Genomic DNA, 6,942 nt, shown 5'->3' on the forward strand with positions numbered 1-6,942 from the left:
CGGCCCTGCCCGAATCCGTCACCTGACTAAGCTATAAATCTTCCACTGTCTGTGTGCGGAACTGCGAAATGAATGATGCTTCAGCGATCTATGCCTGGGAAGGCGTCAACCGCAAGGGGCGCAAGGTATCTGGAGAAACCAGCGGTCACAACCCTGCATTGATCAAGGCACTGCTGCGCCAGCAGGGCATTAATCCGGGCCGCGTACGCAAAAAATCCGCGGGTTGGCCGAGCCTCGCCCCATTGGTCAAACCAGCGGACATCGCCCTCTTCACCCGCCAACTGGCAACGCTGTTGAAAGCCGGCATCGCGCTTTTACAAGCACTGGATATCATCGCCGACGGCTTCGAAAACCGGCCTATGCGGGCGCTGGTACAGAGCCTGAAACAGGACATCGCCGCCGGCAGCAGCCTGGCCATCGCCCTGCAGAAACAGCCACGCTACTTCGATGAGCTGTACTGCAACCTGATTGCAGCAGGGGAGCAGGCGGGCGCGCTCGAAGCGCTGCTGGAACGAATCGCCATCCACCTGGAAAAGAGCGAGCAACTGAAAGCCAGAATCAAGAAGGCGATGACCTATCCCATGACGGTGCTGGCAGTCGCCACCCTTGTCAGTGCGATTTTGCTGATCCACGTTGTGCCACAGTTCCAGGGCCTGTTTGCCGGTGTGGGTGCACAGCTGCCGGGCTTTACCCTGGGAGTCATCAGCCTGTCGGAGTTCATGCAGCACAACTGGTGGGTACTGATTTTGGCCGCGGGGACCGGGTTCGCCGGACTGCGCAAAGCCTATCGCTCGTCCACCGGCTTTCGCCACTGGCTCGATGCAGTTTTGTTGAAAGCCCCTGTGGCAGGCACACTGCTGAAAAAATCGGCGGTAGCACGCTACGCCCGCACGCTCTCGACCACCTTTGCGGCTGGTGTACCCCTGGTGCAAGCATTGGATTCCGTGGCCGGCGCTACGGGCAATGGACTGTTCAAACAGGCAATCAATCGTATGCGGCACGACGTATCCACCGGGACACAACTGAATGAATCCATGGCCGTAAGCGGCCTGTTTCCAGGCATGGCGATCCAGATGACCGCGATCGGCGAGGAGTCGGGCACCCTCGACACCATGCTGGAAAAAGTTGCCAGCCACTACGAGGCCGACGTCGACCACCTGGTGGATAACCTCACCAGCCTGATGGAGCCGCTGATCATGGTGGTACTCGGGGGCATCGTCGGCGCATTGGTGCTCGCCATGTACCTGCCGATCTTTCAACTCGGTACCGCCTTTTGAGCACACCACTGACTGAGATTCTCGTTTATCAACCCTGGGTGTTTGTATCTGGCGCGCTGGTGCTGGGCCTGATTGTCGGCAGTTTCCTCAACGTGCTGGTATGGCGCCTGCCGAAAATGCTGGAACGCGAATGGCGAGCCCAGGCCCATGAAGTCCTTGGCCTTCCCGCCGAGCCCATCGCGGCGCCCTATAACCTGATGCGCCCCAATTCCTGTTGCCCACACTGCAACCACCCGATTCGCCCCTGGGAGAATATTCCACTGCTCAGCTACCTGCTGCTCAAGGGGCGCTGCTCGAGTTGCCATCAACCTATCGGCGCGCGTTATCCCTTCACCGAGTTGGCGTGCGGGTTGATCTCGGCGGTTGTCGCCTGGCATTTCGGTTTTGGCTGGGCCGCCGGCGCGGTGATGATGTTGAGCTGGGGGTTGCTGGCGATGAGCCTGATCGACGTAGACCACCAACTGCTGCCGGACGTGCTGGTGCTGCCACTGCTATGGCTGGGCCTGATCCTCAACAGCTTTGGCGCTTTTGTGTCATTGCCTGATGCGTTGTGGGGCGCGGTCGCCGGCTACATGAGCCTGTGGTCGGTGTTCTGGCTGTTCAAGCTGATCACTGGCAAGGACGGGATGGGTTACGGGGATTTCAAGCTTCTGGCCATGCTCGGCGCCTGGGGCGGCTGGCAGATCCTGCCGATGACGCTGCTGCTGTCGTCCCTGGTGGGCGTGATGGGAGGCCTGGTTCTATTGCGCCTGCGCAAATCCCAAGTGTCGGTTCCAATGCCTTTTGGTCCGTATCTGGCAATTGCCGGCTGGATTGCATTGCTCTGGGGTGGTCAAATAACCGACTTCTATTTGCAGTCTGTCGGTTTCAGATGACCACTCCTGTTACAACACCCTGGATTCTTGGCCTCACTGGCGGCATCGGCAGTGGCAAAAGCGCGGCAGCCGAACACTTCGTACGGCTTGGCGTGGACCTGATCGACGCCGACCACGCCGCGCGCTGGGTCGTCGAACCCGGGCGCCCGGCCCTGGCGCAGATTGCCGAGCACTTCGGTCCGAGTGTGCTGCGACCCGACGGGCAACTGGACCGCGGGGCGTTGCGCAAGCTGATCTTCGAAGTGCCCGGCGAGCGCCTCTGGCTGGAGGCGCTGCTGCACCCGCTGATCGCCGAGGAGATTCGCAGCCACCTGGCGCGTGCCAAATCGCCTTACGCGATTCTGGTGTCACCGTTACTGATCGAGTCCGGCCAGTACACCATGACCCAGCGGGTGCTGGTGATCGACGTGCCGCAATCGTTGCAGATTCAGCGTACCCTGCAGCGCGATGGCATCAGCGAAGATCAGGTACAGGCGATTCTCAAGGCCCAGGCCACCCGCGAAGATCGCCTGCGCCATGCCGATGACGTGCTGGTCAATGACCAGGACCTGGCCCGGCTGCACGCCGAGGTCGAGCGACTGCACCACTTTTACCTTACTTTGCGTGGAGGCCGATCATGAGCCAACCCTTGACCGTCGAATGCCCAACCTGCGGCGCACCCGTGGAATGGAAAGCGGAAAACCCCAACCGCCCGTTCTGCTCGGACCGTTGCAAACTGATTGACCTGGGCGCCTGGGCGTCGGAAGAACACAAGATCCCGGTCAGCCCGGACGCCGAGGACGAACTGTTCTCCGAAGATTTTCAGCCCAAACACTAAGGCCGCATAAAGCCATAGTCCTGCTGGTCGTCGAGATTCTCTGCAAGGTATTGCAGCTCGTCGGCCAGGTCTTCAAAACTGCGCACGCCCTTGCTCTGCTGCACCACCGCACTGAGCATGGCGCGCAGGGTCAAGCCCGGGTCAAAGCCGATTTCCTGCGCCGCGTCCTGACTTCTGCGTAACTCCTGCCGTGCCCACTCGTACACACTCATGATTCCGTGCTCCTGGAAATTTTGCAGAGCATGCGACCACTGGCGTGTGCGGCATTTGACCTGGATCAAGGCCGTGGATCGTCATCCTTCCAGGGCGCCGAGAGGTAGCGGGTGCGGTTGAATGTCTCCAGCCACTCAGGGCAAAACACCACCAGGGCGCTGATCACCATGCCGTTGATAAAGGCCTCGGGGAAAATGATCAGCCATAGGTAGCCGACGAAATCCTCGATCCACTCCGGCATCGCGAAACGGCCGTCGAACCACAGCAAACCCAGGCCCACCAGCAAGCACAGCAAGGCCGACAGCGCGGCGGCGAAAAAACCCGAACAGAAGATATACACAAAGGGATTGCGTGGCTTCGCTCGCTCCACCAACAGCGCACAACCTTCGGTGACCAGCACCGGCAACAGGACCAGCAGCATGCCGTTGATGCCCACGGCCGCCAGGTCCTGGCGACCGAGCAACACCAGGCCAAGCTGTGCGGCAAAACCACCGACGATCGCCAAGGGCCAATCAAGCAACAAGGTCACGGCGGTCATGCCGATGAAGTGGTAGGACACCCCTGTATCGAAATCCCGGCGTACCAGCCACAACATAAACAGCGCGAACACTGTGCCAAACAGCAAGTGCTGGCGCCGCCGGTCGGCAAATAGCTCGACCCACGGCGAACGCAGGAGCGCCCACATCACCACCGGCGCATACAGCAGCCAGCCGATGCTGAGGGTTTCCGGCGCCAGCACCGCTGCGCTGATCACGGCTGCACCTGCTCCAGGGCCTGGCGCAGTTCAGCGGCGGAGTCATATTCGTGCTGCGCCACCCACTTCCCGTGATCCAGTTGCAGCCACAGCACTTTATCCACAGGTACCGGATAGCGCGGGGTTACACGGGCATCACGGTCGAGCATGACGCGATAGTTGTAGGCCTGCATGGCCGGCACCGCGAACATCTTCGCAATCAGCCGGGGCATGCGCTGGATATCGGCGAGAAACACCGCGTGCCGTGCTTCCAGATACCCCTTGGGCTGGCCCTGCAGCGCCGCGTCCACGATTTTGGCGGCGTCCATGCTGCGCGCCACCAGCAAGATTTGCGCCTGGTCATCCAGGGTGTAGGCCTGGTCGAACTGGTCAAGCAAGGTCCAGGGAGCAACACGCTCTCCCACTTCGACGGCCTGGGCCCACACGGGCAAAAGACTCAAGAACAGCACCACCAAAAACTTCACTGCATACTCCTCATGCCACGGGAAACTGTCGAGTCGCCAGTCTACACCGACCTTTTGACGCGGGACTTCCTGCGGTCATCATTTGGACGCTAAGCTGGTGACATGGATGACTCAGATTATTTGCGCCTGCTCACCGTAGCGGCCGAACAAGCCAACGCGTTCCTGTCCAATGCCCGCAAATGGGAGCGTGAGCGTTGGGTCTGCCAGCGCCTGCTACAAGGCTTGAACGTGCCCTACCGCGCCGAAGAATTCCACGCCGCCGGGCAAGAGCCGCCGGACGTGCTGTTTCGCGACGCCAGTTTCGAGGTGTTTTTCGTGCTCGACGAAGGTCGGCGACTGAACGACGAGTGGCGCGACGAACTGCTGCGTCGGCGCAGCGCGTTTTCCCTGAGCCAGCTGGTTCGACGAGAAGCCAAGCCCCGGCGCATTCCCGCCCACGAATTCCTGCTGCGCCTGGCGCCGACCCTGCGCAAGAAGGCCCACAACTATAAAGAACGCGGGATGGACCTGGGAGAGCTGGACCTCATCGCCTTCGCCAGCCTCAAGCGCGAAGTACTCGACCTCAACAGTCATTTCCCGCCCCCCACCGAGTACCTGCGCCAGGGCTGGCGTTCGCTGTCCCTGGTGGGCCCGACGTTTGCTCGCGTTTTGTTCGCGCATCCGGACGCGCCGGACTTCTTGCGTAACAATCTGGGCCGCAGCATAGTGTTCGATGTGGGCATCAGCCTGTGATCGGGTCAACGACTATGCTTCTGTCGATGCCGCCAATCACCCGACTGTAACGTGGCGCCCTTTAGCAACGTCTACCTGACGAGGCCTTTATGACCAGCCGCCTGAACCCCGACGACCAACAGCATGTCGAAGAGTACCTGCAACTGTCCCAGAACCAAGTCGAGCGCAAGCCTTTCCGGCCCTGGCTGCTCCTTGCCGTGGTGCTGGTTGCAGTGATCGGCCTGGGTTTGCTGAGCCGCCTTCTGAGTTACCTGACGCTATGAGCTGCCTTGCGCTCGCTCGGGTAACCGCACCGATTTCTTTTAGCCTTGCGAGATATCCCCATGACCCATCGTATTATTATCGTCGGCGGCGGCGCCGGCGGCCTGGAGTTGGCTACCCGCCTGGGTAAGACTCTGGGCAAGCGCGGCACCGCCAGCATCACGCTGGTGGACACCAACCTCACCCACATCTGGAAACCCCTGCTCCACGAAGTGGCGGCGGGCTCGCTGAACTCTTCGGAAGACGAACTCAATTATGTTGCCCAGGCCAAATGGAACCACTTCGAGTTCCAGCTGGGGCGCATGAGCGGGCTTGATCGCGAGCAGAAAAAAATCCAGCTGGCCGCCACCCTCGACGAAGAAGGCCGGGAACTGGTGCCCGCGCGGGTGCTGGGCTACGACAGCCTGGTGATCGCCGTCGGCAGCACCACCAATGACTTCGGCACCGAAGGCGCGGCGCAACACTGCCTGTTCCTCGACACCCGCAAACAGGCGGAGCGCTTCCACCAGCAATTGCTCAACCACTATCTGCGCGCTCACGCCGGGCAGACGGATGTGGTGGAGCAGATCAGCGTCGCCATCGTCGGCGCCGGTGCCACAGGGGTCGAGCTGGCCGCCGAACTGCATAACGCCGCGCACGAACTCGCTGCCTATGGCCTGGACAAGATCAAGCCGGAAAACATGCACATCACCCTGATCGAAGCCGGCCCACGGGTATTGCCTGCCCTGCCGGAGCGTATTGGCGGGCCTGTGCATAAAACCCTGGAGAAACTTGGGGTGACCGTCCTGACCAACTCCGCCGTGAGCGAAGTGACGGCCGACGCCCTTATCACCAGCAGCGGCCAGGTGATTCCGGCCAGCCTCAAGGTCTGGGCTGCGGGGATTCGTGCGCCAGGGTTCCTCAAAGACATTGACGGCCTGGAAACCAACCGCATCAACCAGCTGCAGGTGCTGCCGACCCTGCAAACCACTCGCGACGAAAATATCTTCGCCTTTGGTGACTGCGCGGCCTGCCCGCAACCCGGCACCGATCGCAATGTGCCGCCACGGGCCCAGGCGGCTCACCAGCAGGCGTCGTTGCTGGCCAAATCGCTGAAACTGCGGATCGAGGGCAAGGACCTGCCGTCGTACAAGTACACTGACTACGGCTCGCTGATCTCGCTGTCGCGCTTTTCGGCTGTGGGTAACTTGATGGGCAACCTGACGGGCAGCGTGATGCTGGAAGGCTGGCTGGCGCGGATGTTTTATGTGTCGCTGTACCGCATGCACCAGATGGCGCTGTATGGCTTCTTCCGCACGGCGATGCTGATGCTGGGGAGCAAGATTGGGCGAGGCACTGAGCCGCGTCTAAAACTGCACTGACAGCACGTTCCCGGATAGGACTCGGTTAGTGTGGGAGCGGGCTTGCTCGCGAAAGCGGTGGTTCAGTGCCAGATGCACTGACTGACACACCGCTTTCGCGAGCAAGCCCGCTCCCACATTTGTTTTGTGGTGCGGTCAGGATTCCGCGCACAAAAAAAATCCCCGTATCTTTCGATACGAGGATTTTT

General features: G+C 60.9%; 10 protein-coding genes. 7 read left to right on the forward strand and 3 right to left on the reverse strand.

The window, feature by feature from the left end; all coding sequences use genetic code 11:
- The first annotated feature begins 68 nt into the window (after window positions 1-68).
- The 4 genes from LIY45_RS12820 to yacG are packed head-to-tail and all read left to right on the forward strand — an operon-like array spanning window position 69 to window position 2,969.
- On the forward strand, window positions 69-1,277 hold the full coding sequence (locus LIY45_RS12820; RefSeq protein ID WP_226476535.1) for a type II secretion system F family protein: 1,209 nt from the start codon (window positions 69-71) through the stop codon (window positions 1,275-1,277).
- 8 nt (window positions 1,278-1,285) lie between these two features.
- Window positions 1,286-2,152, forward strand: a complete 867-nt coding sequence (locus LIY45_RS12825) for an A24 family peptidase (protein WP_226476545.1) — start codon at window positions 1,286-1,288, stop codon at window positions 2,150-2,152.
- Window positions 2,149-2,772 (forward strand): dephospho-CoA kinase, encoded by a 624-nt coding sequence (gene coaE, locus LIY45_RS12830; protein WP_226476536.1) that lies wholly within the window; start codon window positions 2,149-2,151, stop codon window positions 2,770-2,772. The genes LIY45_RS12825 and coaE overlap by 4 nt, the downstream gene beginning before the upstream one ends.
- Window positions 2,769-2,969: a DNA gyrase inhibitor YacG gene (yacG, locus tag LIY45_RS12835; RefSeq protein WP_063027056.1), complete on the forward strand. Its 201-nt coding sequence runs from the start codon at window positions 2,769-2,771 to the stop codon at window positions 2,967-2,969. Before coaE ends, yacG begins: the two co-directional genes overlap by 4 nt.
- Here the strand turns inward: yacG and LIY45_RS12840 are convergent.
- From LIY45_RS12840 to LIY45_RS12850, 3 genes are all read right to left on the reverse strand, one after another.
- Entirely contained in the window at window positions 2,966-3,181 is a 216-nt protein-coding gene (locus LIY45_RS12840; RefSeq protein ID WP_003215917.1) for a hypothetical protein, read from the reverse strand. The two genes, yacG and LIY45_RS12840, sit on opposite strands and share 4 nt — an antisense overlap.
- Before the next feature lie 65 nt (window positions 3,182-3,246).
- A complete protein-coding gene (locus LIY45_RS12845) occupies window positions 3,247-3,936 on the reverse strand; it encodes an energy-coupling factor ABC transporter permease (protein ID WP_226476537.1) in 690 nt (229 codons plus the stop codon).
- A complete protein-coding gene (locus LIY45_RS12850; protein ID WP_226476538.1) occupies window positions 3,933-4,400 on the reverse strand; it encodes an FAD/FMN-containing dehydrogenase in 468 nt (155 codons plus the stop codon). The genes LIY45_RS12845 and LIY45_RS12850 overlap by 4 nt, the downstream gene beginning before the upstream one ends.
- A gap of 102 nt (window positions 4,401-4,502) precedes the next feature.
- Here LIY45_RS12850 and LIY45_RS12855 point away from each other — a divergent pair, with 102 nt between their 5' ends.
- The 3 genes from LIY45_RS12855 (at window position 4,503) to LIY45_RS12865 (ending at window position 6,754) form a co-directional block, all read left to right on the forward strand.
- Window positions 4,503-5,132: a DUF1780 domain-containing protein gene (locus LIY45_RS12855; RefSeq protein ID WP_008437312.1), complete on the forward strand. Its 630-nt coding sequence runs from the start codon at window positions 4,503-4,505 to the stop codon at window positions 5,130-5,132.
- Window positions 5,133-5,221: 89 nt separating this feature from the next.
- The gene (locus LIY45_RS12860) at window positions 5,222-5,395 is read left to right on the forward strand and encodes a DUF3094 family protein (RefSeq protein WP_010174986.1); all 174 of its coding nucleotides are present in this window, start codon (window positions 5,222-5,224) and stop codon (window positions 5,393-5,395) included.
- 60 nt (window positions 5,396-5,455) lie between these two features.
- On the forward strand, window positions 5,456-6,754 hold the full coding sequence (locus LIY45_RS12865) for an NAD(P)/FAD-dependent oxidoreductase (RefSeq protein WP_226476539.1): 1,299 nt from the start codon (window positions 5,456-5,458) through the stop codon (window positions 6,752-6,754).
- Window positions 6,755-6,942: the final 188 nt, after the last annotated feature.

It is taken from the genome of Pseudomonas sp. MWU16-30323, from assembly GCF_020515595.1.
Classification (GTDB): Bacteria; Pseudomonadota; Gammaproteobacteria; order Pseudomonadales; family Pseudomonadaceae; genus Aquipseudomonas; species Aquipseudomonas yamanorum.

Excerpts from the sequence above, each read along its gene's own strand:
- LIY45_RS12820 (WP_226476535.1), top strand. The coding sequence starts at position 69 with ATGAATGATGCTTCAGCGATCTATGCCTGGGAAGGCGTCAACCGCAAG.
- coaE (WP_226476536.1), top strand. The coding sequence starts at position 2,149 with ATGACCACTCCTGTTACAACACCCTGGATTCTTGGCCTCACTGGCGGC.
- yacG (WP_063027056.1), top strand. The coding sequence starts at position 2,769 with ATGAGCCAACCCTTGACCGTCGAATGCCCAACCTGCGGCGCACCCGTG.
- LIY45_RS12840 (WP_003215917.1), bottom strand. The coding sequence starts at position 3,181 with ATGAGTGTGTACGAGTGGGCACGGCAGGAGTTACGCAGAAGTCAGGAC.
- LIY45_RS12855 (WP_008437312.1), top strand. The coding sequence starts at position 4,503 with ATGGATGACTCAGATTATTTGCGCCTGCTCACCGTAGCGGCCGAACAA.
- LIY45_RS12860 (WP_010174986.1), top strand. The coding sequence starts at position 5,222 with ATGACCAGCCGCCTGAACCCCGACGACCAACAGCATGTCGAAGAGTAC.
- LIY45_RS12865 (WP_226476539.1), top strand. The coding sequence starts at position 5,456 with ATGACCCATCGTATTATTATCGTCGGCGGCGGCGCCGGCGGCCTGGAG.